The sequence below is a fragment of the Salipiger bermudensis genome (assembly GCF_019801965.1).
GTDB classification, from domain to species: Bacteria; Pseudomonadota; Alphaproteobacteria; order Rhodobacterales; family Rhodobacteraceae; genus Salipiger; species Salipiger bermudensis_A.
Genome location: NZ_JAHVIA010000003.1, coordinates 68,945 through 92,384, shown reverse-complemented (window position 1 = coordinate 92,384; position 23,440 = coordinate 68,945). Strand labels below are relative to the sequence as shown.

Genomic DNA, 23,440 nt, shown 5'->3' with positions numbered 1-23,440 from the left:
AACACCCGGAGGGAAACCTCCGGGTGTTTTCGTTTTCGTGAAACTGTGGTTCCCGCATGCGTTGAAGAGAGGCCGTGGGGCCGCCAGAAAATGGAAAAGCCCGGAGGTTTCCCTCCGGGCTTTTCAGCAGAACTCAGAACTTGTCGTTCGGTTCAGGCTGCCACCGGGTTCCCGGTAAAGACCTGATTTCCGACACGAACGGCAATGCGACCGTCAGGGAGACTCTTCTCGAGAATGCCCTGAACCGAGACGCAGCTGCCAAGAATGATGGTACGCAGCATTTCAGTGTTCCCCGATACGGATATTACAGAAATATGAATACCGGCGAATCGTTAACGGAACCAGAACAAATTTTGTCAACTACGCCTAATTACCTAGCATCTGGGCCATTTTCGGGAGTTTTTCCGCGCTGCAATGCAGAAATTTCTGGACAAACTGCCGCTCAGAGCCAGTCGCGCAGGATTGGGATCAGCGGAATGTCGGCCGGTGGCATCGGGTAATCGCGCAGCTCTCGCGCGTGCACCCATTTCAGCGCCTGGCCTTCCTTCGACTGTGGCGTACCCTGCCACTTGCGGCAGGCGAAGAGCGGCATCAGCAGGTGGAAGCCCTCGTAGGCGTGGGAGGCGAAGGTCAGCGGCGCGAGGCAGCTCTCCCAGGTGTCGATGCCCAGCTCTTCCTGCAGTTCGCGGATCAGCGCGACCTCGGGGCTCTCGCCCGGCTCGACCTTGCCGCCGGGAAACTCCCAGAGACCGGCCATGGATTTGCCCTCCGGGCGCTGCGCCAGGAGGATGCGACCGTCGGGATCGATGAGCGCGACGGCGGAGACGAGGATGATCTTCGACATGTGGGAACTCCCGGTGGCGAGGTCAGGCCGGCGAGGGGCGCTGCCCCTCGCACTCCCCGAGGTATTTCAGAACCAGAGAAGGGAGGGGCTCAGGACCGGTAATCGGCGTTGATCGAGATGTAGCCGTGGGTCAGGTCGCAGGTCCAGACCGTGGCCTTGCCGGCGCCGAGGCCGATATCGACATTGACCGCGATCTCGGGCTGTTTCATCAGCGCGGCGCCGTCTTCCTCCTTGTAGGAGGGCGCGACCCAGCCGTTCTCGGCCACCAGCACGTCGCCGAAGCGGATGGTCAGCCTGTCGCGGTCGGCGGCGGCGCCGGACTTGCCGACGGCCATGACGATGCGGCCCCAGTTGGGATCCTCGCCGGCGATGGCGGTCTTGACCAGCGGCGAGTTGGCGATGGCCAGCGCGTGGGTGCGGGCATCGGCATCGGTCTTCGCACCGGTGACGTTGACGGTCACGAACTTGGTGGCGCCTTCGCCATCCTTGACGACCTGGTGCGCGAGGTCGAGGAATACGCCCTCGAGCGCCTGTGCGAAATCGCTGTCGGCCAGGGTGACCTCGACGCCGGACGCGCCGGTGGCGCCCATCAGCAAGGTGTCGGAGGTCGAGGTGTCGCTGTCGACGGTGATGCAGTTGAAGCTGCGGTCGTTGATCTCGGAGACCATGGTCTGCAGGTCGCCGCGCGACACCTTGGCGTCGGTGAAGATGTAGACCAGCATCGTCGCCATGTCGGGGGCGATCATGCCGGAGCCCTTGGCGAAGCCGGCGATCTTCACCTCGCCGCCGGGCAGCGCCACGGTGGTGCAGGCGCCCTTGGGGAAGGTGTCGGTGGTCATGATGGCGCGGGCCGCCTCGGCGCCCTTGCCGGCGTCGAGCGCTGCCACGAGATCGTCGACCTTGGCGATGATGCGGTCATGCGGCAGGCGCTCGCCGATCACCCCGGTGGAGCTGGTGAAGACCCGCGCCTCGGGCAGGCCGGTGGCCTTGGCAACGGCGGCGCAGATCGCCGCCACCGAGCCGTCGCCGGCCTTGCCGGTGAAAGCATTGGAATTGCCCGAGTTGACGATGATCGCCGCGCCTGCGTCGCTGTCTCCGCCGATCTTCGACTGGCAGTCGAGCACGTTGGCCGAGCGGGTGGCGGAGCGGGTGAAGACCCCGGCAACGGTGCTGCCGGGATCGAGAAGCGTCAGCATCACGTCGGTTCGCCCGGCATATCGGACCCCCGCGGCGACCGAAGCGAAGCGGACCCCCTCGATCACCGGAAGATCCGGGAAGGCGGCGGGGGCGAGGGGCGAAACGGACGTGATCTTGGCCAATTAGTCCTCCAGGAGCTGCATGTTCGAAAGCGCCGAGACCGCGGCCTCGGACTTGTCCATGCGGGTGACTTCCGCCGATGCGAGGGTTTCGTCAATATATTTCTCGACCGCCTGCTGCTGCAGCATGGTCTCGATATCGCCGCGCACCTCCTCGAGCGCAGGGGCTTCCTTGGTGCGGGTGTCGTTGAGCTTGATCACGTGCCAGCCGAACTGGGTCTGCACCGGGGCGGAGACGGCGCCGACCTCGAGGGTCTCGACCGCCACCTGGAACGGCTCGACCATCATGCCGGGACCGAACCAGCCGAGCTCGCCGCCATTGGGGCCGGAGGGGCCAGTGGATTTCTCGCGCGCCAGCTCGGCGAAATCCGCCCCGCCCTCGAGCTCTTCGACCAGCGCCTGGGCGTCTTCCTCGGATTCCACGAGAATGTGCGAGGCGTTGAACTCCATGCCGGAGGCGGCGCCGAGATAATTGCTCTCGTAAGTGGCCTGAACGGCGGCTTCGGTGACCGCATCCTCGGCGATCGCCTTGACCACTTCGCCCGCAAGCAGGGCGCGGCGCTCGTTGTCGATTGCAATCGTCACGCGCTTGGTCTCGACCGCCTTCTCGTCTTGGGCGAGGGCCGCCTGACGCACCAGCTGATCGAGGATGCCATCCCAGAGCACATCGTCGCCAAGCTGTTGGTATTGCTCGGGAAGCGTGGTGCGGACCATCAGCATGTGGCCGAGGGTGATGTCTTCGCCGCCGACGGTCGCGACGACGGTGTCGAGCTCCATCTCCTCGGCCTGATCCTGGGCCTGTGCCGGCATCGCGAGGGTGGCGGCCAGGGCAACGGCGGAGAGCGTGGTGAGGGTTTTGCGCATCGAATAAGGTCCTTTCGGGTCCTTCGTGGACTGCCCGCGAGGGCAGCGTTGACACTTTCTGAGCCGAGCCTTACATGCCCATAAGGCTCTGCAAGGCCGGTCGTTCCCCTGTGTCATATGGGCTGTGTTCGAGGCGGGCAAGCGGATGCCACGACGAGAACACGACTTTGTCAGACAGGAACGGGCAGGCATGCTGGGTATCGGAACTCTCGCGCGGAAGGTGTTTGGAACGCCGAACGACCGCAAGATCAAGGCGACACGCCCGCTGGTCGCAAAGATCAACGCGCTGGAGCCCGAGTTCGAAGCGCTCGACGATGCCGGGCTGATCGCCAAGACCGAAGAGTTCAAGAAGCGCATCGCCGACGGTGAAAAGCTCGACGCGCTGCTGCCCGAGGCCTTTGCCAACTGCCGCGAGGGCGCCAAGCGGGCGCTCGGCCTGCGCGCCTTCGACACCCAGCTGATGGGCGGCATCTTCCTGCACCAGGGCAACATCTCGGAGATGAAGACCGGCGAGGGCAAGACGCTGGTCGCCACCTTCCCGGCCTATCTCAACGCGCTGACCGGCAAGGGCGTCCACATCGTTACCGTCAACGATTACCTCGCCCGCCGCGATGCCGAGTGGATGAGCAAGGTCTACGGCGCGCTCGGCCTGACCACCGGCGTGGTCTATCCGCAGCAGCCCGAGGCGGAGAAGAAGACCGCCTATGCCGCAGACGTGACCTATGCCACCAACAACGAGCTGGGCTTCGACTACCTGCGCGACAACATGAAGTCCGAGCTGGGCCAGATGATGCAGCGCGGGCATTATTTCGCGATCGTCGACGAGGTCGACAGCATCCTGATCGACGAGGCGAGGACGCCGCTGATCATCTCCGGCCCGAGCCAGGACCGCTCGGATCTCTACATGGCGATCGACCGGCTGATCCCGCAGCTCTCCGACGACGCCTACACGATCGACGAGAAGACCCGCAACGTCTCCTTCACCGACGAGGGCAACGAGGCGCTGGAAGAGATCCTGCACCTGCGCGGCGTGCTGCCCGAGGGCCAGACGCTCTACGATCCGGAAAGCACCACCGTGGTGCACCACGTCAACCAGGGCCTGCGCGCCCACAAGCTCTACACCCGCGACAAGGACTACATCGTCCGCGACGGGCAGGTTGTGCTGATCGACGAATTCACCGGCCGCATGATGGTCGGCCGGCGCCTCTCCGACGGTCTGCACCAGGCCATCGAGGCCAAGGAGGGCTGCAACATCCAGCCCGAGAACGTCACCCTCGCGCAGGTCACCTTCCAGAACTACTTCCGCCTCTACGACAAGCTCTCGGGCATGACCGGCACCGCGGCCACCGAGGCCGAGGAATTCATGGAGATCTACGGCCTCGGGGTGGTCGAGGTTCCGACCAACCGCCCGATCGCGCGGATCGACGAGGACGACAAGGTCTACCGCACGGGGGCCGAGAAATACGCGGCCATCGCCGAGGAGATCAAGGCGGCGCATGAGAAGGGCCAGCCTGTCCTCGTGGGCACCACCTCGATCGAGAAATCCGAGATGCTGTCGCAGCTGCTGACCAAGGCCGGGCTGCCGCACAACGTCCTGAACGCGCGCCAGCACGAGCAGGAGGCGCAGATCGTCGCCGATGCCGGCAAGCTGGGCGCGATCACCATCGCGACGAACATGGCCGGCCGCGGCACCGACATCAAGCTCGGCGGCAATGTCGACTTCAAGGTGATGGAGGCGCTCGAGGCCGATCCCGAGGGCGATCCCGAGGAGATCCGGCAACGGATCGAAGAGGCGCACGCCGCCGACGAGGAGGCCGTGAAGGCCGCCGGCGGCCTCTACGTGCTCGCCACCGAGCGCCATGAGAGCCGCCGCATCGACAACCAGCTGCGCGGCCGCTCCGGACGTCAGGGTGACCCGGGCCGCAGCTCGTTCTACCTTTCGCTCGAAGATGACCTGATGCGCATCTTCGGCTCCGAGCGGCTCGACAAGATGCTCTCCAAGCTCGGCATGAAGGAAGGCGAGGCGATCATCCACCCGTGGGTGAACAAGTCGCTCGAGCGGGCGCAGGCCAAGGTCGAGGGTCGCAACTTCGACATCCGCAAGCAGCTGCTCAAGTTCGACGACGTGATGAACGACCAGCGCAAGGTGATCTTCGCCCAGCGTCTCGAGATCATGGAGGCCGAGGACGTCTCCGAGGTCACCGAGGACATGCGCCACGAGGTCATCGACGAGCTGGTCGACACCTACGTGCCGCCGCGGACCTATGCCGACCAGTGGGACACCAAGGGGCTCTACGCCGCCGCGCTCGAGAAGCTCGGCATCGACGCGCCGGTGATTGCCTGGGGCGATGAAGAGGGCGTCGACGCCGACACCATCCGGGAGCGTCTGGAAGAGGCCTCCGACAAGTTCATGGCGGAGAAGGCCGAGGCCTTCGGTCCCGACACCATGCGCCAGATCGAGAAGCAGGTGCTGCTGCAGACCATCGACACCAAGTGGCGCGAGCACCTTCTGACCCTCGAGCACCTGCGCTCGGTGGTGGGCTTCCGCGGCTACGCGCAGCGCGATCCGCTGAACGAATACAAGACCGAGGCGTTCCAGCTCTTCGAGACCATGCTCGAGTCGCTGCGCGAGCAGGTCACAGAGCAGCTCAGCCGCGTCCGTCCGATGAACGAGGAAGAGCAGCGCCGGATGATGGAGCAGCTCGCCCAGCAGCAGGCCCAGCTGCGCCGTCAGGCCGAGGCGGCCACCGCCGGCCACGAGCCCGCTGCCGCGGCACCGCCCCCGGGCGAGCCGGGCGCGCCCGAGGCGCCGGATGCGCCGCTCGTCGAGGGCTTCGACGAATCGGATCCGACGACCTGGGGCAATCCGTCCCGCAACGATCCCTGCCCCTGCGGGTCGGGCAAGAAATTCAAGCACTGCCACGGCCGGCTGGCTTGACCACAAGATCTCCGTCAGGTCCGACAGATCCATGTCGGACCTGACGAATTGACTCCTTCCTTGCGCCCAACCGGCGCCCTTTTTCAGCGCGATAGATTTTCCACAAGGGAACGGGTTGAAAACGAGCGGAGGGTGCAATGGCACGGCTCAAGACATATCTCCTTGCCGCGGTGACGGTCTGTGCCGCACTGGCGATCGGCTTCGTGATGCAGAGCGGAGCGCAGTCGCGCAAGGCCGGGCAGGATGCCGGCGTCGTGGTCAGCGACATCACCGACACCTCCTCCGCCGCGATGCCCCGCCTGCCGGTCGAGGCCGCGCTGGCGCCGGATCTTGCCGGCGCGCTGGCGACGCTCCAGCCCGCCGCCGCCAAGGCCGTCTCCGAGCCGGTCGCGTCGCTGCCGGAAGCGCCGCAGGATCGCGCGGCTCTCGCCACCGTGGCGGAGTGCGGCGTCGCACTTTCCGCCGAGGCCCGCGCCGGTGCGATGGTCGCGCTGTCGCTGCGGGCGCCGTGCTTTGCCTCGGAGCGCGTCACCATCCATCATCACGGGCTGATGTTCACCGAGCTGACCGGCCCCGACGGCCAGCTCGCCATCGACGTGCCCGCGCTGGCGCAGAAGGCCCTGTTCATCGCCTCCTTCGACAATGATGCCGGCGCCACCGCGGTCGTCGAGGTGCCGGCGCTGCCGTTCTACGATCGCGTCGCCCTGCAATGGCGCGATCAGGCCGGGCTACAGCTGCACGCCCGCGAATTCGGTGCCGACTATTTCTCGGAGGGGCATGTCTGGGCCGCCTCTGCCGGTGACATGGGCCGCACCGCCAAGGGGGTGGGCGGCTTCCTGACCCGCCTCGGCAACCCCGACGCTGCCGCCCCGCGCATGGCCGAGATCTACAGTTTCCCGGCCGGCGCCGCTCAGAAGTCCGGCGAGGTCGCGGTCAGCGTCGAGGCCGAGCTGACCGCCGCCAATTGCGGCAAACCCGTCGAGGCGCAGACGCTGGAGCTTCGTGGCGAGGCGGGCCTGCGGGTGCATGACCTGACCCTCGACCTGCCAGCCTGCGACAGCGTTGGTGACTTTCTGGTGTTGAAAAACCTCATCGAAGACCTGAAGATCGCCACCAACTGACGGTCTATCGAGGTCACTTCATGGGACTGGTTCGTGCGGCGATCTTCGCCGCACTTTTCATTGCCGGCGCGCCGCTCTGGGCGCAGGACATCGCGCTGCGCTCCCGGGATGGCGGCATCGAGCTTACTGGCACGCTGCTCGGCTTCGACGGCGAGTTCTATCGCATCGAAACCCGCTACGGCGAGCTGACCGTCGATGCCTCGGGCGTGCTCTGCGACGGGCCGGGCTGCCCCTCGCTCACCGATTTCGTTGCCGAGATGCGGGTCTCGGGCTCCGCCACCATCGGCGAGGTGCTGATGCCCGCGCTGATCGAGGCCTTCGCGCAGCGCAACGGCCTGCAGGCCGAACGCGAGGCGCTTGGCGACCGGCGGTTCCGCTATACCCTCACCGATCCCGAGGAGGCGCGCGTGGTCGGGCGGTTCGGCTTTCATCTGACCAGCACGGAAGACGGGTTCCGCGACCTGCTCGATGACGAGGCGGACATGGTCATGGCGCTGCGCGAGATCCGGCCCGAGGAGCGCGCTGCGGCGCGCGAGGCGGGGCTGGGTGATCTCTCCGAGGCCAACCGCAGCCGCGTGCTGGCGCTCGACGCGGTGATCCCGGTGGTGGCGTCAGGCAACCCGGTGGAGGCGATCTCGCTCGCGGCGCTGGCGGATGTGCTCTCGGGCCAGGTCGACGACTGGTCGGTGCTCGGAGGGGCCGACGCACCGATCGTCCTGCACCTGCGCAACGCGACATCCGGCGTGTCGCAGGGCATCGAGGACCGCCTGCTGCGACCCACCGGGCGGGATTTCGGCGGCGAGATCACGCGGCATCGCGACGGGACTGCGCTGGCGGATGCGGTAGCCCGCGATCCGCTGGCGCTCGGGCTGGCGAGCTATGCGCAGATCGGCAGCGGCAAGCCGCTGCGCCTCACCGGCCCTTGCGGCTTCGAGCTGCGCGGCAGCCGTGCCGCCATCAAGACCGAGGATTACCCGCTGACCTCGCCGCTGTTTCTCTACCTCCCGGCGCGCCGCTTGCCGGCGCTGGCGCGCGAGTTTCTCGCCTATACCCGCAGCACGCCGGCGCAGATCGTCATCCGACGTGCCGGCTTCGTCGACCAGCTGCCCGAACAGATCGGGCTCGGCCAGCAGGGCGACCGGCTGGCCAACGCCATCGTCGTGGCGGAGGGTGATCAGGGGCTCGTCGGCTTGCAGCGTCTGGTGGCGACGCTCGGGCCGATGCGGCGGCTGACCACGTCCTTCCGCTTCGAGGCGGGTTCGAGCGGGCTCGACGCGCAATCGCGCTCGAACGTGCAGCAACTGGCGCGCGCGCTGGAGGCTGGAGAGTATGACGGGCGCGAGCTGGTCTTTGTCGGGTTTTCCGATGCGCAGGGCGCGGCGGAGGCCAATCTCGAGATTGCCTATGACCGGGCGCGGGCGGTGCGCGCGGCGGTGCTCGAGGCGGCGGAGGCTGCGGATCTGCGCCACCTCGAGCTCGGGATCGAGGCCTTCGGAGAGGCCATGCCGATGGCCTGCGATGACACGGTCTGGGGCCGGCAGGTGAACCGGCGGGTCGAGGTCTGGCTGCGCTGAACGAGGACGCCCGCACGGGCGGAGGAGGGGCTCCTCGAGCCCTTGCGGACTCTCCTCGCCCGCTCACAGCAGGCCTTCGGCGCGAAAGCTCAGCTCGCGCGAGCGGCCGATGACGAGGTGATCGTGCAGCGTGATCCCCAGCGCCTCGGCGGCGTTGCGGATCTGGTCGGTCATCTCGATATCCGCCTGGCTCGGGGTCGGATCGCCCGATGGGTGGTTGTGCACCAGGATGAGCGCGCTGGCGTTCAGCTCGAGCGCCCGCTTCACCACCTCGCGCGGATAGACCGGCACGTGGTCGACCGTGCCGCGCGCCTGCGCCTCGTCGGCGATCAGCACGTTCTTGCGGTCGAGAAACAGGATGCGGAACTGCTCGGTCTGCCCGTGCGCCATGGCGGTCTGGCAATAGCTCAGCAGCGCATCCCACGAGCTGACCACGGGGCGCTGAAGCACGCGGGAGCGCGCCAGCCGGTGCGCCGCCGCCTCCACCAGCTTGAGCTCGGTGATCACCGACTCGCCCACGCCCGACACGTCGCGCAGCCGCGGCTCAGGGGCGGAGACCACGCCGTTGAAGTCTCCGAACGCGTCGAGCAGCGCCCGCGCCAATGGCTTCACGTCGCGGCGGGGAATGGCGCGGAACAGCACCAGCTCAAGCAGCTCGTAATCGGGCAGGGCATCGGCGCCGCCCTCGCGGAAGCGCTGGCGCAGCCGGGCGCGATGATCGCGCAGGTAGGAGGGCAGGGTCTTGCCGCCCGGGACGGGCGTGACCGGGGCCTCGTCTCCTCCGAAAAGCGAGGTCTGTGTTTCCGAAAACTGCGCATCCCGTGTCATGGCGTGAGCCTGCCGCAGCGGCCTTTAGATATGGTTAACCCCGATCCGCGGGCCGCGAAACGCAACAGGCCCGGAGGGATGCCTCCGGGCCTGTCGCTGTCCTGTCGGGCTTGGCGCGCCTGATCAGCCTTTCATCGAATCCCAGAAGTTGCGGACCGATGAAAAGAAGCTGTGCGATTCCGGGTTGTTGTCCTCACTCAGCTCCTCGAACTCGCGCAGCAGCTCCTTCTGGCGCGTGGTCAGGTTGACCGGCGTCTCGACCGCCAGCTCGATGAACATGTCCCCGGCGGCACCGCCGCGCAGCGCCGGCATACCCTTGCCACGCAGGCGCATCTGGCGGCCCGACTGGCTGCCCGCGGGGATCTTCACCCGGCTGCGGCCGCCGTCGATCGTCGGCACCTCGATGTCGCCACCAAGCGCCGCGGTGGTCATCGCCACCGGCACCCGGCAATGCAGCTCATTGCCCTCGCGCTCGAAGATCTCGTGCTTCTTCACCTCGATGAAGATGTAGAGATCGCCCGGAGGCCCGCCGCGCATCCCGGCCTCGCCCTCACCGGCAAGGCGGATGCGGGTGCCGGTCTCGACGCCCGCCGGGATGTTGACCGACAGCGCGCGTTCCTTCTGGATCCGGCCCTGGCCGCCGCACTTGGAGCAGGGGTTCTTGATGATCTGGCCGAGGCCCGAGCAGGTCGGACAGGTGCGCTCGACGGTGAAGAAGCCCTGCGTGGCGCGGACCTTTCCCATGCCCGAACAGGTCGGACAGGTCACCGGCTCGGCGCCGCCCTCGGCGCCGGTGCCGCTGCACTCGTCACATTGCACCGAGCTCGGCACGTTGATCGTCTTCTGCAGGCCGTTGAAGGCCTCCTCGAGGGTCACGCGCAGATTGTAGCGCAGGTCGGCCCCGCGCGCGGCACGCTGCCGCCCGCCGCCGCCCTGGCGTCCGCCCATGAAATCGCCGAAGAGGTCATCGAACACGTCGGAGAAGGCACTGGCGAAATCGCCCTGGCCCTGGAAGCCGCCGCCGGGGCGACCGCCACCGCCGCCCATGCCACCCTCGAAGGCGGCGTGACCGAAGCGGTCATAGGCGGCTTTCTTCTCCGGGTCCTTCAGGACGTCGTAGGCTTCGTTGGCCTCCTTGAAGAGGTTCTCGGCATCGGGGTTGTCGGCGTTCCGGTCGGGGTGGAGCTCTTTGGCCTTCTTGCGATAGCCCTTCTTGATCTCGTCCGCGGAGGCACCTTTGCTGACACCGAGCACGTCGTAATAGTCACGCTTGGACATTCATGCCCTCCTGTATCCCGGAACGGAGAGGGGCCGGCCCGGCATCCGGACCGGCCCCCGCTCTGTTCCTACGCGCGGCCTCAGCTGCGCTTGTCGTTGCCAAGGTCCTCGAAATCGGCATCGACGATATCGTCGTCACCGGCGTTCGAGTTGCTGTCGTCGGCGGCCTCGGGCTCGTCCGCGCCGTCGCCGGCGTCGGCCTGTGCCTTGTAGATCGCCTCACCCAGCTTCATCGCCGACTCGGTGACGTTCTGGATGCCGGCCTTGATCTTGTCGGCCTTCACGTCGTCTTTCTCGAGGTCTTCCTTCAGCGCGGCAACGGCCAGCTCGATCGCTTCGATGGTCGTCGGATCGACCTTGTCGCTGTGCTCTTCCATCGACTTCTCGGTCGAGTGGATGAGGCTCTCGGCCTGGTTGCGTGCCTCGACGAGCTCGCGGCGCTCCTTGTCCTTCTCGGAGTTCTCCTCGGCTTCCTTGACCATCTTTTCGATGTCTTCGTCCGAGAGACCGCCGGAGGCCTGGATGGTGATCTTCTGCTCCTTGTTCGTGCCCTTGTCCTTGGCGGACACGGAGACGATGCCGTTGGCGTCGATGTCGAAGGTCACCTCAATCTGCGGCAGGCCGCGCGGCGCCGGCGGGATCTGCTCGAGATTGAACTGGCCGAGCAGCTTGTTGTCTGCGGCCATCTCGCGCTCACCCTGGAAGACACGGATCGTCACGGCGGACTGGTTGTCCTCGGCGGTGGAGAAGATCTGCGACTTCTTGGTCGGGATCGTGGTGTTGCGGTCGATCAGGCGGGTGAACACGCCACCCAGCGTCTCGATGCCGAGCGACAGCGGCGTCACGTCGAGCAGAACCACGTCCTTGACATCACCCTGCAGAACGCCGGCCTGAATGGCGGCACCCATGGCGACCACCTCGTCCGGGTTCACGCCCTTGTGGGGCTCCTTGCCGAAGAACTTGGTCACCTCTTCGATGACCTTCGGCATCCGGGTCTGACCGCCGACCAGCACGACCTCGTCGATCTCGTCCTTGGACAGGCCCGCATCCTTCAGAGCGGCTTGGCAGGGCTTGATCGAGTTCTTGATCAGGTCACCGACGAGGCTTTCCAGCTTGGCGCGGGTCAGCTTCATGACCATGTGCAGCGGCTGGCCGTTGGAGCCCATCGAGATGAACGGCTGGTTGATCTCGGTCTGGGTCGCGCTCGACAGCTCGATCTTGGCCTTCTCGGCAGCTTCCTTGAGGCGCTGCAGAGCCATCTTGTCCTTGGTCAGGTCGACCGAGTGCTCTTTCTTGAACTCGTCCGCCAGGTAGTTGACGATCCGCATGTCGAAGTCTTCACCACCGAGGAACGTGTCGCCGTTGGTGGACTTCACTTCGAACAGGCCATCGTCGATCTCGAGGATGGTCACGTCGAAGGTGCCGCCGCCGAGGTCATAGACGGCGATGGTCTTGGTCTCTTTCTTGTCGAGGCCGTAGGCCAGCGCGGCCGCGGTCGGCTCGTTGATGATGCGCAGGACTTCGAGACCGGCGATCTTGCCGGCGTCCTTGGTGGCCTGACGCTGGGCGTCGTTGAAATAGGCCGGCACGGTGATGACCGCCTGGGTCACCTCTTCGCCGAGATAGCTCTCGGCGGTTTCCTTCATCTTGCCGAGGATGAAGGCGGAGATCTGCGACGGCGAGTACTTCTCGCCCTTGGCTTCAACCCATGCGTCGCCATTGCCGCCGTCGACGATCTTGTAGGGCACGATGCCCTGATCCTTGGTCACCTCGGCGTCGGTGGTGCGACGGCCGATCAGGCGCTTCACGGCAAAGATGGTGGCTTCCGGGTTGGTGACGGCCTGGCGCTTTGCGGGCTGGCCGACGAGGCGTTCATCGTCGGCGAATGCGACGATGGAGGGGGTGGTGCGGGTGCCTTCGGCGTTTTCGATCACGCGCGCCTGGCTGCCGTCCATGATGGCGACGCAGGAGTTCGTGGTGCCGAGGTCGATACCGATAACTTTACCCATACTTCGATCCCTTTCCAATTCAAGGCGATGACACGAGGCGTCGGACCCGATTACGGCATCCAGCCCCGCTGATTGCGATGCCGTTTGGCCGGGGCCTCGCGGCTTCGGACGGTATATAAGGAGGGGGTTTCAGCGCTGCAAGCGCCCTGCAACGGCTGAATCCGGCGAATCCGGGGATTTTCTTTGCGACGCCCCGTCCTTTGCGGAAGAAAGTGGCCATGGCACATCACATCGAACAGCGCGGCTTCCGGATCTACCCGGACTACCTTGACCGCCCGGCGCAGGAGGCGCTTGTTGATCGGCTGCGCGATTGCCTGCGCGTCGCGCCGCTCTACCAGCCGGTGACCGCGCGGGGACAGAAAATGTCGGTGCGGATGTCGGCGGCGGGCCGTTTCGGCTGGGTCACCGACCGGCGCGGCTACCGCTACGAGCCGCGCCACCCCGAAGGCATGGACTGGCCGCCGATCCCCGACGAGGTGCTGGCAATCTGGGAGGATGTGGCGGGCTGCGCGCGTCAGCCGGAATGCTGTCTGATCAACTGGTATGGCGAGGGCGCCCGCATGGGTCTGCACCAGGACAAGGACGAGGCGGATTTCGCCTGCCCGGTGGTCTCGGTCTCGCTGGGCGATGACGGGCTCTTTCGCATGGGCAATACCGAGCGCGGCGGCAAGACCGAGTCGGTCTGGCTGCGCTCCGGCGCGGTGGTGGTGATGGGCGGCGAGGCGCGGCTGCGTCACCATGGCGTCGACCGCATCCGCTTCGGCTCCTCGACGCTGCTGCCGCAGGGCGGGCGCATCAACCTGACCCTGCGCGTGGTGACCTGAGAGCCGGGCCCGGGAGGCCCGTTCTCACGGCTCCGCGATCCTGCGCGGCACCGGCAAGCGCGGCCTTTGTTTTTCTGGCCGAATCCTGTATAGGGGCGTCTTCTTCAGACAGAGGACGACCGAGATGGCCGCAGATGCGCCGATCACGCAGGACGTGATGACGATCCCCCGCAAGCTGCCCGAGAGCGGCAAGCTGAACCTGGTGGGCCTGACCCGCGAGGCGCTTCGCGCTGCCCTGATCGAGATGGGCACGCCGGAAAAGCAGGCCAAGATGCGCGTCAACCAGATCTGGCAGTGGGTCTATCACTGGGGCGTTCGCGACTTTGCCGAGATGACCAATCTCGCCAAGGACTACCGCGCCAAGCTCGAGGCCCATTTCGAGATCTTGCTGCCCGAGATCGTCTCGAAAAACGTCTCTGTCGACGGCACCCGCAAGTATCTCGTGCGCATCGCCGGCGGCCACGAGGTCGAGGTGGTCTACATCCCCGAGGAAGGCCGCGGCACGCTCTGCATCTCGAGCCAGGTCGGCTGCACGCTGACCTGCTCGTTCTGCCACACCGGCACCCAGAAGCTGGTGCGCAACCTGACCGCCGGGGAGATCGTCGGCCAGATCATGCTGGCGCGCGACGATCTCGACGAGTGGCCCGAGCCCGGCACCGGCACCGGCGAGAGTGGCCCGCGCCTGCTGTCGAACATCGTGCTGATGGGCATGGGCGAGCCGCTCTACAATTTCGACAACGTGCGTGACGCGATGAAGATCGCCATGGACGGCGAGGGCATCGCCCTGTCGCGCCGCCGCATCACGCTGTCGACCTCCGGCGTCGTGCCCGAGATCGCCAAATGCGCCGAGGAGATCGGCTGCCTGATGGCGGTGAGCTTCCACGCCACCACCGACGAGGTGCGCAACAAACTGGTGCCGATCAACAAGCGCTGGAACATCGAGACGCTGCTGAACGCGCTGCGCGAGTATCCGCGCCTGTCGAACTCGGAGCGCATCACCTTCGAATACGTGATGCTCAAGGACGTGAACGACAGCGACGCCGACGCCCGCCGCCTGGTGAACCTGATCAAGGGCATCCCGGCCAAGATCAACCTGATCCCGTTCAACGAATGGCCCGGCGCGCCTTACCAGCGCTCGGACTGGGAGCGGATCGAGCGCTTTGCCGACATCGTTTACAAGGCCGGCTACGCTTCGCCGATCCGCACCCCGCGCGGCGAGGACATCATGGCTGCCTGCGGTCAGCTCAAATCGGCCACCGAACGCGCCCGCAAGTCCCGCGCCCAGATCGCCGCCGAAACCGGCGCGAGCGGCGCCGCTTGACTTACCTGATTTAAAAAGTCAGGATTAACTCACCCAGCCAGCCCGCCCCCCGGGCAGCCCGGTCGTGCAAAGACACTGGCTGGGAGAGTTTCCATGCGACATGAACGGTTCGACCGCGTCGAGCTGAGGCAAGCGGAGCGCTGGGTCATCGATCTGCTGCGGCTCTGGCGCGACGATGACGAGGCCTCGGCGCAACTAGTGCTGCGCGATGCGCTCGGTTTCACCCGCGCCCGCGCCTGCCTGCGCGCCTTCGGCGAACTGGCCGAGCTGCTGACCCGCCACGGCTGGCACAGCCCGCTGATCCTGCAGCAGGGCGCCGCCAGCAGCAGCGAGGACGAGCGCACCATCGCGCGGTTCGTGCTCACCGCCACCGAACAGGACCGCGAGCAGGCGCTGGCCGAGGCGACGATGCTGGTCACGCCGGTGCATGTGCTGACGCTGGTGAATACCGCCGAGCGCGTTGGCCTCCCGCTGCTCTGCGGCGAATGCCGCCTGCGGCAGCGCTGCGTGCTGAACTGACGCAAGCCGCGCGACCCGCCCCTTGACCTTCCAGTCACTGGAAGGACTATATCCCGGTCCAGACCAGACGAAGGGAGTCTGCCATGGCCGCGGAACCGATCCGATTCGAAGTGACCAAGCTGAACTGCGGCGGCTGCGCCGGCCGGGCGCAGAAGGCGCTCGCAGGCGTTGCGGGCGTCGAGGAAGCCAGCGTCAACCTCGCCAACCGTATGGCGACGGTCGAGGGTTCGGCGGGTGTTCAGGCGCTGCGCGATGCGCTGGCCTCTGCCGGCTACCCGGCGCGCGAGGCTCAGGTGAGGCTCGCCATCGAGGGCATGAGCTGCGCCTCCTGCGTGAACCGCGTCGAGACCGCTCTGAACGCGGTGCCGGGCGTGCTGAAGGCCAGCGTCAACCTCGCCAGCGAGACCGCCGAGGTGACGCTGCTGGCGGGCAGCATAGAGGCCGCCGATCTGGCCCGCGTCGTTGCGCAGGCAGGCTACAAGGCCCGCCCCGCCGGCGATGACAGCGCCGAGCACGAGGCGCGCAAGGCCGCCGAGCATCGTGCGCTGAGGCGCGACCTGACCCTTGCCGCCGCCCTCACCCTGCCGGTCTTCATCATCGAGATGGGCGGCCACCTGATCCCCGGCTTTCACGACCTGATCATGAACAGCATCGGCATGCAGGCCTCGTGGCTGCTGCAATTCGTGCTGATCACCGCCGTGCTGGCCTTCCCCGGACGTCGCTTCTACCGGGTCGGCCTGCCACTGCTGCTCAAGCGCGCGCCCGACATGAACTCGCTGGTAGCGCTCGGCACGCTGGCGGCCTGGGGCTATTCCACCGTGGCGCTGTTCCTGCCGGGACTGCTGCCCGAAGGCACTCGCGCGGTCTATTTCGAGGCGGCCGGCGTCATCGTAACGCTGATCCTGCTGGGCCGCTTCCTCGAGGCCCGCGCCAAGGGCCGCACCGGCGCCGCGATCAAGCGGCTGGTCGGGCTGCGCCCGGCCACCGCGCGGATCGAACGCAAGGACCAGATCACCGAGATCGCCATCGACGAGGTGCAGCTCGGTGACGTGGTGCATGTGCGCCCTGGCGAGCGCATCGCGGTCGATGGCGAGCTGATCGCCGGCACCAGCTATATCGACGAGAGCATGATCACCGGCGAGCCCGTTCCGGTCGGCAAGGGCCCCGGCGACACGGTGGTGGGCGGCACGGTGAACGGCTCGGGCGCGCTCAGCTTCCGCGCCACAGCTGTCGGGCGCGACACCATGCTGGCGCGGATCATCGCGATGGTCGAGGACGCGCAGGGCGCCAAGCTGCCGATCCAGGCGCTGGCCGACAAGGTGGTGATCTGGTTCGTGCCCGCGGTGATCGCCGCCGCCGCGCTGACCTTCCTCGCGTGGATGGTCTTCGGCCCGTCGCCGGCGCTGACCCATGCGCTGGTGACCGCGGTTTCGGTTCTCATCATCGCCTGCCCCTGCGCCATGGGGCTGGCCACGCCGACCTCGATCATGGTCGGCACGGGCCGCGCCGCCGAGCTCGGCGTGCTGTTCCGCAAGGGCGACGCGCTGCAGACCCTCGAGGCGAGCCGCGTGGTGGCCTTCGACAAGACCGGCACGCTGACCGAGGGCAAGCCCGCGCTGGTGCGCTCCGAGGCCGCTCCCGGTTTTGCACCCTCCGAAGTGTTGCGCCTCGCGGCCAGCGCCGAGCAGGGCTCGGAGCACCCGATCGCCCGCGCGCTTGAGGCCGCCGCGCAAGGCACGCTGAGCCAGCCGGAGAGTAGCGAGGCCATCGCCGGCCACGGGCTCTCTGCAACAGTCGAGGGCCGTAGACTTCTGGTGGGCGCCAAGCGGCTGATGGCGCGGGAGGGCATCGCGCTCGGCCCGCTGGAATCAGCGCATGACGAGATCGCCGCCGCTGGCCAGACGCCGGTTCTCGTGGCCGTCGACGGCGCGATTGCCGGGGTCTTTGCCGTGGCCGACCGGGTCAAGCCCGGCGCCAAGGCGGCGGTGCAGGCGCTGCACGCGCAAGGCATCAAGGTCGCGATGATCACCGGCGACACACGCGCCACTGCGCAGGCCATCGCGGGCGAGCTGGGCATCGACCATGTGGAGGCCGAGGTGCTGCCCGAGGGCAAGCTCGCGGCGGTCAAGGCGCTGCGCGAGCGCTTCGGCCCGGTGACCTTCGTCGGCGACGGCATCAACGACGCCCCGGCGCTGGCCGAGGCCGAGGTCGGCATCGCCATCGGCACCGGCACCGACGTCGCCATCGAGAGCGCCGATATCGTGCTGGTCTCGGGTGAGCTCTCGGGGGTGGTCGAGGCGTTCCATGTCAGCGGCGCGGTGCTGCGCAACATCCGGCAGAACCTGTTCTGGGCCTTCGGCTACAACGTCGCGCTGGTGCCGGTGGCAGCGGGTGCGCTCTACCCGGCCTTCGGGCTATTGCTGTCGCCGATGCTGGCGGCGGGGGCCATGGCGCTGTCCTCGGTCTTCGTGCTCTCCAACGCGCTGCGGCTGCGGCGGCTGGCGCCGGTGATGGCGCCGGCGCGTGAGACGGCGAAGGCGCAGCCCATGACCCTGGAGGCGGCGGAATGAACATCGGACAGGTGGCAGAGCGGGCGGGCATCCCGGCCAAGACGATCCGCTACTACGAGGATATCGGGCTGGTGCGTCCGCAGCGCTCCGAGAACGGCTACCGCGCCTTCTCGGAGCAGGATCTGCACAAGCTCGCCTTCCTCGCCCGCGCCCGGGCGCTGGGCTTCACCATCGAGGATTGCCGCACCCTGCTGGGGCTCTACGAGGATGAGGCGCGCGAGAGCGCCGACGTCAAGGCGCTGGCGACCGAGCATTTGGCGCAGATCGAGGAGAAGATCGCCCAGCTGCGCGAGATGCATGCCACGCTGGCGCGGCTGGTCGAGGCCTGCCACGGCGATCACCGGCCCGATTGCCCGATCCTGCAGGGGTTGGCGGAAGAGGGCTGAGGGCGCGACCCGCGGCGGGTCAGCCGCTCCGGCGCCCGAGCCAGATCTTGTATTGCAGCCTTGCGCCCTCGGCCTGCGCCCGGCGCAGCTTGGCGCGGAACAGGCGAAAGGCGCGCTCGGGATCCTGGTGGTCGTCCCAGTTCTCGCCGGGGCTGTCGGCGCCGATGATCTCCCACGCCACGTCGCGCGGGGGTTCGTGCAGCATCAGCGAGGCGGCTTCCATCATCCGCAGCCCTTCGCCGTGATAAAGCCCGTAGCGCACCAGCGCCTCGGCGAGGTCGACCGGGAGCCAGGGGCTGCCCGCGCCGGTATGGGCCGCGACACGCCAGCGTTCTAGATCGGATGGTTTGGGAAGCTGGTGCGGCGCGGGGAGAGGCCCCCCGCGCCGGCGCTTGCTCGTCATACGCTCAGGCAGACGTATTTCATCTCGAGGTAGTCCTCGATGCCGTGATGCGAGCCCTCGCGGCCGAGGCCGGACTGCTTCACACCGCCGAACGGGGCGACCTCGGTCGAGATGATGCCGGTGTTGACGCCGACGATGCCGTATTCCAGCGCCTCGGCGACCTTGTACACGCGGCTCAGGTCCTTGGCGTAGAAGTAGGAGGCGAGGCCGAAGATGGTGTCGTTGGCCAGCTCGATGACCTCGTCCTCGTCCTCGAACTTGAACAGCGGGGCCAGCGGGCCGAAGGTCTCGTCGGTGGAGAACTTCATCTCGCGGGTCGCGCCGGTGACGATGGTGGGCTCGATGAAATAGCCCGGGCCCTGCAGGGTCGAGCCGCCGCCGAGGATCACCTCTGCGCCCTTCGACTTGGCGTCGGCGATGTGGTCCTGGACCTTCTCGATCGCCTTCTCGGTGATCAGCGGGCCCAGATCGGTGCCGTCCTCGAGCCCGTCGCCGACCTTCATGTTGGCGACCGCCTCCTTCAGCTTGGCGGCAAAGGCGTCATAGACGCCGGCCTGCACGTAGATCCGGTTGGCGCAGACGCAGGTCTGGCCGTTGTTGCGGAACTTGCACATGATCGCGCCCTGCACCGCCGCATCGAGGTCGGCGTCGTCGAACACGATGAAGGGCGCGTTGCCGCCGAGCTCCATCGAGCATTTCATCACCTGGTCGGCGGCCTGCGCCAGCAGGATGCGGCCGACGCCGGTGGAGCCGGTGAAGGTCAGCTTGCGGACCTTGGGGTTCTCGCAGAACTCCTTGCCGACCTCGGAGGCGCTGTCGGAGGGTAGCACGTTCAGAACGCCCGCGGGGATGCCGGCGCGCTCGGCCAGAACCGCCAGCGCCAGCGCCGAGAGCGGCGTCTCGGAGGCCGGGCGGGCGACAAAGGCGCAGCCCGCGGCCAGCGCCGGGGCGACCTTGCGGGTGATCATCGCGTTGGGGAAGTTCCACGGCGTGATCGAGGCCGCGACGCCGATCGGCTGCTTCATCACCATGATGCGCTTGTCGCGCTGGTGGCCGGGGATGGTCTCGCCGTAGATGCGCTTGGCCTCCTCGGCATAGAACTCGATGAAGCTGGCGCCATAGGAGATCTCGCCCGCGGCCTCGGCCAGCGGCTTGCCCATCTCGGCGGTCAGGATGGTGGCCAGGTCCTTCTGGTTCGCCATGATCAGGTCGAACCATTTGCGCATCACGGTGGAGCGCTCCTTGGCGGTCCAGGCGGCCCAGCTCTTCTGCGCGGTGTAGGCGCCGTCGATGGCCCCGGCGACCTGCGCGCGGCTGAGGTTGGCGACCTTGGCGATGACGTCGCCGCGGGCCGGATTGGTGACCTCGAACTCGCCGTCGGCGCCGGTGATCCACTCGCCGTTGACGTAGGCCTTGGTCTGCAGGAGGCTGGGATCGTCGAGAAGCGACGGGAGATTGGTTGCGGTCTGATCCAGCATGGTATCCTCCTTGGGGATGGTCTTACGTTGCGGCATGGCAGAGCATCTGTTTGCACGAAAGTCTAGTCTAAGCCGGGAGAAAAGCCATGGACCTGAGCGACGCCTATGCCAACGGGCCATATATTGCGCAGGCCGAGGACTACCCTCCGCGCTGGACGCAGGCGGCCTCCTGTTACCGCAAGGCATTGGCCCTAAAGGGGCGGCTGCGCGAGGGGCTTGCCTACGGGGCAGGCGCGCGCGAGCGGTTCGACCTGTTTTTGCCCAAGGGGGCGCCGAAGGGGCTGCTGGTCTTCGTGCATGGCGGCTACTGGATGGCGTTCGGGCGCGAGACCTGGTCGCATCTGGCGGGCGGCGCGGTGGTGCGGGGCTGGGCGGTGGCGCTGCCTTCGTATGATCTCTGCCCCGAGGTGCGGATCTCCGGCATCACCCGGCAGATCGCCGCGGCGGTGACGGCGGCGGCGCGCGAGATCGACGGGCCGATCCGGCTGGCCGGCCACTCGGCGGGCGGGCATCTGGTGGCGCGGATGCTGGCCCCGGCGATGCTGCCGGACGAGGTCGCGGCGCGGGTCGATCATGTCATGCCGATCTCGCCGCTCTCGGACCTGCGGCCGCTGATGCAGACCGGTATGAACGAGAAGCTGCAGCTCGACGCCGACGAGGCCTGGGCGGAGAGCCCGGTCGCGATGGCGCCGCCGGAGCGGCCGGTGACGGTCTGGGTCGGCGCCGAGGAACGGCCGGTCTTTCTCGATCAGGCGCGCTGGCTGGGCGAGGCGTGGTCCTGCCCGGTGGTGGTGGCAGATGGCAAACACCATTTCAACGTCATCGACGGGCTGGCCGAGCCCGACAGCGCGATCATCGAGCGACTTCTGGGCTAGCGCCTCGGCGGGCCCTTTCGGGCCGCTTCTCGGCCCCGACCCCGGCGTTTCGCAAATCCTTAACCGTCCTGTCACGCTGCCGTTACGCGGCGGGCGCATGGCCTTGCCGGACCAAGACAGGGGACCTTCCATGCACTTCCGCACGCTCTGCCTCACCTCGGCGCTGGCGCTGTCGGCAACCGCCGCCGCAGCCGAGATGAACTTCAACCGCATCGCCTCCTTCGCGACCCCGGCCGACATGGCCGAGGGCGAGGACCGCGCGCGCGTCACCTCGGCCGAGATCATCTACGCCACCGAGGATGGCAACACGCTGGTCTATACCGACAGCCCGCTCGGCGTCATCGGCCGCATCGACATCACCGACCCGGCCAACCCGCAGCCGCTCGGCAACATCGCCGTCGATGGCGAGCCGACCTCGGTCTACGTCTCCGGCAACACCATCTTCGCCGGCGTGAACACCTCCCAGAGCTACACCGATCCCTCGGGCAAGCTGGTGATGATCGACGCGACCTCTGGCGAGACGCTGGGCGAATGCGACCTCGGCGGCCAGCCCGACAGCACCGCCATGGCCAAGGATGGCAGCTTCGTCACCATCGCCATCGAGAACGAGCGTGACGAGGATCTGGGTGACGGCCGCGTGCCGCAGATGCCCGCGGGCTTTGTCGCGATCCTCGACGTGGTCGATGGCGTGGCCGCGTGCGACAGCCTCGTGAAGGCCGATGTCACCGGCCTTGCAGAGATCGCACCGGAAGATCCCGAGCCCGAGTTCGTCGACGTGAACGGCGCCGGCGAGATCGTCGTCACCCTGCAGGAAAACAACCACATCGTGGTTCTGGACAAGGCGGGCGAGGTGCTGTCGCACTTCTCCGCCGGCGCGGTCGACCTCGAGGGTATCGACGCCACCGACGAGCGCGGCGCGCTGCTCTTCACCGAGAGCCAGCAGGGTCGCCTGCGCGAGCCCGATGGCGTGCAGTGGATCGACGATAGCCACTTCGCCATCGCCAACGAGGGCGACATGGATGGCGGGGCGCGCGGCTTCACCGTGTTCCACAAGGACGGCACCGAGGTCTTCGAGAGCGGCATCACCTTCGAGCAGGCGGTGATCCGCGCCGGCCACTACCCGGACAAGCGCTCCGACGCCAAGGGCGTCGAGCCCGAGGGCATGGAATTCGCGCGTTTCGGCGAGACTCCCTTCCTCTTCGTGCTGGCCGAGCGCGCCTCGATGGTCGGCGTCTACGACATGACCGACCCGGCGGCGCCGGTGCTCAAGCAGCTGCTGCCCTCGGGCATCGCCCCCGAGGGCGCCGTGGCGATCCCGCAGCGCAACCTCTTCGTCACCGCCAACGAGGAAGACCTCGTCGAGGATGGCGGCGTGCGCGCTCACGTGATGATCTACGAGTATGCCGAGGGCGCGGCGCAGTACCCGACACTGACCTCGGACGGCGCCGACGAGCTGATTGGCTGGGGCGCGATCTCGGGCATGGTCGCCGGCGATGACGGCATGATCTACGCCGTCAATGACAGCTTCTACGGCTACCAGCCGCGCATCTTCACCATCGATCCGTCGCAGAGCCCGGCGCGCATCGTCGCGGCCACCGACGTGACCCGCAAGGGCCGCAACGCGCAGAAGCTCGACCTCGAGGGCATCACCACCGATGGCGAGGGCGGTTTCTGGCTGGCCTCCGAGGGCCGCAGCGACCGGCTCGTGCCGCACGCGCTCTACCACGTGAGCGCCGAGGGCGAGATCGAGGAAGAGGTCTCCCTGCCGGCCGAGCTGCTGGCCGTCGAGAAGCGCTTCGGCTTCGAGGGGGTGACGATGGTCGACGGCACGCTGTGGATGGCGGTGCAGCGCGAGTGGGGCGACGATCCGGCGGATCACGTCAAGCTGGTCTCCTACACCCCCGAGACCGGGGAATGGGGCGCCGTGCGCTATGCCAAGGCCACGCCGGAGACCGGCTGGGTCGGCCTGTCGGAGATCACCGCCCATGGCGATTACGTCTACGTCGTCGAGCGCGACAACCAGATCGGCGCCAATGCGGTGACCAAGAAGGTCTACCGCATCCCGCTGGCCGAGATGCAGCCCGCGGCGCTGGGCGGCGAGCTGCCAGTGGTGAGCAAGGAAGAGGTGCGCGACCTGATCCCCGACCTGAAGGGCTGGGGCGGCTACGTGGTCGACAAGGTCGAGGGGCTGGCGATCACCGAGGCGGGCACCGTCTATGTCTCGACCGACAATGACGGCGTCGACGACAGCTCGGGCGAGACCTTCTTCTGGTCCTTCGAGCTCGAGTGATC

General features: G+C 67.3%; 18 protein-coding genes. 10 read left to right on the top strand and 8 right to left on the bottom strand.

Features of this window, described 5'->3' with window-relative positions:
- Positions 1-442: 442 nt before the first annotated feature.
- From mutT to KUV62_RS07400, 3 genes are all read right to left on the bottom strand, one after another.
- Positions 443-844: an 8-oxo-dGTP diphosphatase MutT gene (gene mutT, locus KUV62_RS07410; RefSeq protein ID WP_222603055.1), complete on the bottom strand. Its 402-nt coding sequence runs from the start codon at positions 842-844 to the stop codon at positions 443-445.
- Between the two features lie 89 nt (positions 845-933).
- Positions 934-2,163 (bottom strand): bifunctional glutamate N-acetyltransferase/amino-acid acetyltransferase ArgJ, encoded by a 1,230-nt coding sequence (gene argJ, locus KUV62_RS07405; RefSeq protein WP_222603054.1) that lies wholly within the window; start codon positions 2,161-2,163, stop codon positions 934-936.
- On the bottom strand, positions 2,164-3,024 hold the full coding sequence (locus KUV62_RS07400) for a peptidylprolyl isomerase (RefSeq protein ID WP_222603053.1): 861 nt from the start codon (positions 3,022-3,024) through the stop codon (positions 2,164-2,166).
- A gap of 190 nt (positions 3,025-3,214) precedes the next feature.
- Between KUV62_RS07400 and secA the strand changes: the two genes are divergently transcribed.
- The 3 genes from secA to KUV62_RS07385 all read left to right on the top strand — a co-directional run bounded on the left by secA (position 3,215) and on the right by KUV62_RS07385 (position 8,657).
- Entirely contained in the window at positions 3,215-5,962 is a 2,748-nt protein-coding gene (gene secA, locus KUV62_RS07395; protein ID WP_222603052.1) for a preprotein translocase subunit SecA, read from the top strand.
- 137 nt (positions 5,963-6,099) lie between these two features.
- Entirely contained in the window at positions 6,100-7,083 is a 984-nt protein-coding gene (locus KUV62_RS07390; protein ID WP_222603051.1) for a translocase, read from the top strand.
- A gap of 20 nt (positions 7,084-7,103) precedes the next feature.
- The gene (locus tag KUV62_RS07385; protein WP_222603050.1) at positions 7,104-8,657 is read left to right on the top strand and encodes a phosphate ABC transporter substrate-binding/OmpA family protein; all 1,554 of its coding nucleotides are present in this window, start codon (positions 7,104-7,106) and stop codon (positions 8,655-8,657) included.
- Positions 8,658-8,720: 63 nt separating this feature from the next.
- On the opposite strand, the gene radC is transcribed toward KUV62_RS07385, so the two are convergent.
- From radC to dnaK, 3 genes are all read right to left on the bottom strand, one after another.
- Complete coding sequence (gene radC / locus KUV62_RS07380; RefSeq protein ID WP_222603049.1) at positions 8,721-9,485, bottom strand: RadC family protein; 765 nt, start codon at positions 9,483-9,485, stop codon at positions 8,721-8,723.
- A gap of 123 nt (positions 9,486-9,608) precedes the next feature.
- Positions 9,609-10,763: a molecular chaperone DnaJ gene (gene dnaJ / locus KUV62_RS07375; RefSeq protein ID WP_222603048.1), complete on the bottom strand. Its 1,155-nt coding sequence runs from the start codon at positions 10,761-10,763 to the stop codon at positions 9,609-9,611.
- 80 nt (positions 10,764-10,843) lie between these two features.
- A complete protein-coding gene (gene dnaK / locus KUV62_RS07370; protein WP_222603047.1) occupies positions 10,844-12,772 on the bottom strand; it encodes a molecular chaperone DnaK in 1,929 nt (642 codons plus the stop codon).
- 218 nt (positions 12,773-12,990) lie between these two features.
- Between dnaK and KUV62_RS07365 the strand changes: the two genes are divergently transcribed.
- The 5 genes from KUV62_RS07365 to cueR all read left to right on the top strand — a co-directional run bounded on the left by KUV62_RS07365 (position 12,991) and on the right by cueR (position 18,392).
- Positions 12,991-13,596, top strand: coding sequence for an alpha-ketoglutarate-dependent dioxygenase AlkB family protein (locus KUV62_RS07365; RefSeq protein ID WP_222603046.1), 606 nt, complete (start codon positions 12,991-12,993; stop codon positions 13,594-13,596).
- A gap of 124 nt (positions 13,597-13,720) precedes the next feature.
- Positions 13,721-14,917 carry a 23S rRNA (adenine(2503)-C(2))-methyltransferase RlmN gene (gene rlmN / locus KUV62_RS07360; RefSeq protein ID WP_222603045.1) on the top strand — a complete coding sequence of 399 codons (1,197 nt, stop codon included), beginning with the start codon at positions 13,721-13,723 and terminating at the stop codon, positions 14,915-14,917.
- A gap of 93 nt (positions 14,918-15,010) precedes the next feature.
- Entirely contained in the window at positions 15,011-15,436 is a 426-nt protein-coding gene (locus tag KUV62_RS07355) for a hypothetical protein (RefSeq protein WP_261395443.1), read from the top strand.
- Positions 15,437-15,519: 83 nt separating this feature from the next.
- Entirely contained in the window at positions 15,520-18,006 is a 2,487-nt protein-coding gene (locus tag KUV62_RS07350) for a heavy metal translocating P-type ATPase (protein WP_222603044.1), read from the top strand.
- Positions 18,003-18,392: a Cu(I)-responsive transcriptional regulator gene (gene cueR / locus KUV62_RS07345; protein ID WP_222603043.1), complete on the top strand. Its 390-nt coding sequence runs from the start codon at positions 18,003-18,005 to the stop codon at positions 18,390-18,392. Before KUV62_RS07350 ends, cueR begins: the two co-directional genes overlap by 4 nt.
- Before the next feature lie 19 nt (positions 18,393-18,411).
- On the opposite strand, the gene KUV62_RS07340 is transcribed toward cueR, so the two are convergent.
- Positions 18,412-18,795 (bottom strand): hypothetical protein, encoded by a 384-nt coding sequence (locus tag KUV62_RS07340; protein ID WP_222603042.1) that lies wholly within the window; start codon positions 18,793-18,795, stop codon positions 18,412-18,414.
- Positions 18,792-20,273 carry an NAD-dependent succinate-semialdehyde dehydrogenase gene (locus KUV62_RS07335; RefSeq protein ID WP_222603041.1) on the bottom strand — a complete coding sequence of 494 codons (1,482 nt, stop codon included), beginning with the start codon at positions 20,271-20,273 and terminating at the stop codon, positions 18,792-18,794. The genes KUV62_RS07340 and KUV62_RS07335 overlap by 4 nt, the downstream gene beginning before the upstream one ends.
- An 86-nt stretch (positions 20,274-20,359) precedes the next feature.
- Between KUV62_RS07335 and KUV62_RS07330 the strand changes: the two genes are divergently transcribed.
- Together KUV62_RS07330 and KUV62_RS07325 are read left to right on the top strand one after the other, a co-directional pair.
- The gene (locus KUV62_RS07330; protein ID WP_222603040.1) at positions 20,360-21,148 is read left to right on the top strand and encodes an alpha/beta hydrolase; all 789 of its coding nucleotides are present in this window, start codon (positions 20,360-20,362) and stop codon (positions 21,146-21,148) included.
- A gap of 130 nt (positions 21,149-21,278) precedes the next feature.
- Complete coding sequence (locus KUV62_RS07325; RefSeq protein ID WP_222603039.1) at positions 21,279-23,438, top strand: esterase-like activity of phytase family protein; 2,160 nt, start codon at positions 21,279-21,281, stop codon at positions 23,436-23,438.
- Positions 23,439-23,440: the final 2 nt, after the last annotated feature.

Coding starts and splice junctions, on each gene's coding strand:
- mutT (WP_222603055.1), bottom strand. CDS start 844: ATGTCGAAGATCATCCTCGTCTCCGCCGTCGCGCTCATCGATCCCGAC.
- KUV62_RS07400 (WP_222603053.1), bottom strand. CDS start 3,024: ATGCGCAAAACCCTCACCACGCTCTCCGCCGTTGCCCTGGCCGCCACC.
- secA (WP_222603052.1), top strand. CDS start 3,215: ATGCTGGGTATCGGAACTCTCGCGCGGAAGGTGTTTGGAACGCCGAAC.
- KUV62_RS07390 (WP_222603051.1), top strand. CDS start 6,100: ATGGCACGGCTCAAGACATATCTCCTTGCCGCGGTGACGGTCTGTGCC.
- KUV62_RS07385 (WP_222603050.1), top strand. CDS start 7,104: ATGGGACTGGTTCGTGCGGCGATCTTCGCCGCACTTTTCATTGCCGGC.
- radC (WP_222603049.1), bottom strand. CDS start 9,485: ATGACACGGGATGCGCAGTTTTCGGAAACACAGACCTCGCTTTTCGGA.
- dnaJ (WP_222603048.1), bottom strand. CDS start 10,763: ATGTCCAAGCGTGACTATTACGACGTGCTCGGTGTCAGCAAAGGTGCC.
- dnaK (WP_222603047.1), bottom strand. CDS start 12,772: ATGGGTAAAGTTATCGGTATCGACCTCGGCACCACGAACTCCTGCGTC.
- KUV62_RS07365 (WP_222603046.1), top strand. CDS start 12,991: ATGGCACATCACATCGAACAGCGCGGCTTCCGGATCTACCCGGACTAC.
- rlmN (WP_222603045.1), top strand. CDS start 13,721: ATGGCCGCAGATGCGCCGATCACGCAGGACGTGATGACGATCCCCCGC.
- KUV62_RS07355 (WP_261395443.1), top strand. CDS start 15,011: ATGCGACATGAACGGTTCGACCGCGTCGAGCTGAGGCAAGCGGAGCGC.
- KUV62_RS07350 (WP_222603044.1), top strand. CDS start 15,520: ATGGCCGCGGAACCGATCCGATTCGAAGTGACCAAGCTGAACTGCGGC.
- cueR (WP_222603043.1), top strand. CDS start 18,003: ATGAACATCGGACAGGTGGCAGAGCGGGCGGGCATCCCGGCCAAGACG.
- KUV62_RS07340 (WP_222603042.1), bottom strand. CDS start 18,795: ATGACGAGCAAGCGCCGGCGCGGGGGGCCTCTCCCCGCGCCGCACCAG.
- KUV62_RS07335 (WP_222603041.1), bottom strand. CDS start 20,273: ATGCTGGATCAGACCGCAACCAATCTCCCGTCGCTTCTCGACGATCCC.
- KUV62_RS07330 (WP_222603040.1), top strand. CDS start 20,360: ATGGACCTGAGCGACGCCTATGCCAACGGGCCATATATTGCGCAGGCC.
- KUV62_RS07325 (WP_222603039.1), top strand. CDS start 21,279: ATGCACTTCCGCACGCTCTGCCTCACCTCGGCGCTGGCGCTGTCGGCA.